The sequence below is a fragment of the Alcanivorax sp. HI0083 genome (genome assembly GCF_001635175.1).
This window is the reverse complement of the sequence record NZ_LWFX01001540.1, coordinates 1-2019: the sequence shown is the minus strand read 5'-3', so window position 1 is coordinate 2019 and position 2019 is coordinate 1. Positions and strand designations below refer to the sequence as shown.

Here is a 2019-nt window from a genome sequence, read left to right as displayed (position 1 = left end):
TATTTCCCCATCTGTAACCGAGCACTTGGTTCACGTTTGTGATGAGACGTTTTTGAGTAAGCTGTTTCATATAACTTCTCGTCCCAATAAGGCTATCGAAGATAGGGCGGACATTCTTGAGTGGTACGGAAATAAGATGGAGGATAGCCAGTACCTCTCAAGAGCTAGGAACTTGAGAATTGATGTTCAGATTAATAAGGAAAAGGGGACAATTGATGATGCCAGGATTTATGTTGATCAAATAAAATATACGCAATGGGTTTCTGATATGGTGATGCCTGAGCTGTCACTGCTGATACCGGACCTTAATTCTGGTAAAGAAATGACCCCAAAAGCTATACGCTGGAGCGGGGTGAGGAGTGGCATATCAATTTTTGACTTGGTTGCTTCTAATTTTCTAGATTGCTTTAAAGAGTTTTGTGAGAATAAATTCTTTGGGATAGCTTCATATCTTGGGCGAAGAATAAGGCACGGAACTTTGGTTGGGACAGGGCTTGAAGAATTAAAAGATATAACTTCTGAGGGTCGGTTTTCGAACCTTTTGTCTGATCCTGAATTTAATAATCATTTTTTAGAGTGGATTGAGCTATATGAAGGGGCTCTTACAAGGATAGTAAAAGAGTATCTTTATGTTCGCGATGATGCGCATCCTCAAGGGCTATTTTCTAGTTATCCTAACAGCAAATACAAGCAAGCAGTTGCTAATCAAATGCTTCTTGATGTCCATAACAAATATATAAAATCTGGAAATTTTTTAGATACGCCTTATGTAGTGATGGACTATTGCTGGAGGTTGATTGAAGAGGACCTTTCCGGAACAAGAAAATTTCTTAGCCAAATAAAATCAAAATATGGCGTATTTTCTGTGCCTTACAATGTATCAAGAAAGGTTAATCGGAGGGAGCTAAATGATTTTGTTCAAGAGGTTAACTCGATTTCGGCAGATAAGTTCCGTGTTATCTCTTCTTGGTTTAATAAGCCATCATTTGCATCACCTTCAACTGATTTGAATTTGCTTTTTAAGGCGGTTACTTCTGAGGTAAAAGGTTTGCATGCAGGTTTTGACCCTAGAATTGAGGTTGGTGATGAAGAATTTCCAATTAATGGAGGTCAGTATTTTGCTATTTACGATGCTTTATATGTTCTTATATATAATGCTGCCGCCTATGGTAAGCAAGCTGGCAAGCTTGTGTTTAATGTTTTCAAGGATCAGGAGCAGTCAAAGCTGATGCTGATGGTTATGTCAGAGGTTGATGATGAGAAGACTTTAAATAAAGCAAAAAGAGTAATTGAGTCAAAGCTTGAGTCAGATACACAGGATGCGCATGTTCGAGAAGGAAATAGCGGCATAAAAAAACTCTTGAGGCTTGCGGTGGATGGCTACATTGGGGATGTTAATTATGTTTTTGAACGCCCTAATAAAATTGTTTCCTCTTTTAGCTATAAGCTGGATTACTAAATATGCAATTGCTAATTGTTGAGGATGATACATTTAAATATTCAAGGATTGAGAGGCTTGCAAAAGACTCTGTGCCTGAGATTGAAATTTTTCGAGCCGACAGCGTTTGTGATGCGGTTAATTATCTGAATGAAAAATCGCCAGACATCATTATTCTCGATATGTCATTGCCTAGCCACTCTCCTAAGGCTGGAGAGGGGACTCCATTGGCTATGCCGGCAGGGGGCGTCGAAGTAATTATGGAAATTGACTATCTTGGTAAAAATGATATCCCGGTTATGATCCTTACTCAGTATGCTGACATCCAAATAGAGAATGATTATTTTTCTATCGATGACGCGGGGATGGAGCTTCGTAAAAATTACTCTTTTAGCAATCTTGAGGTGGTGTTTTATGAGGATGGCTCTGAAGAGTGGATCGATAAGACAAAATTTTTTCTGGGGGTGTGATGGAAATCCTTCTGATTGAAGATGATGACAATAAACGTGCTGACATTGAGGCTTTTATTAGTTCGTTGATACCGGGCGGGGTTGGATTAGAGTTTGCCTGTGCTCTGGATG

Annotated in this window: 2 protein-coding genes; both read left to right on the top strand. The window is 39.2% G+C overall.

All coding sequences use genetic code 11. The features are described 5' to 3' along the window. Positions 1 to 1459, top strand: a 1459-nt coding sequence (locus A3754_RS23140; protein ID WP_231880756.1) for a hypothetical protein, incomplete at its 5' end; no start/stop codon positions are given. A gap of 2 nt (positions 1460 to 1461) precedes the next feature. Next, positions 1462 to 1908 carry a response regulator gene (locus A3754_RS23135; RefSeq protein WP_063521460.1) on the top strand — a complete coding sequence of 149 codons (447 nt, stop codon included), beginning with the start codon at positions 1462 to 1464 and terminating at the stop codon, positions 1906 to 1908. Positions 1909 to 2019: the final 111 nt, after the last annotated feature.

Coding starts and splice junctions, on each gene's coding strand:
- A3754_RS23135 (WP_063521460.1), top strand. CDS start 1,462: ATGCAATTGCTAATTGTTGAGGATGATACATTTAAATATTCAAGGATT.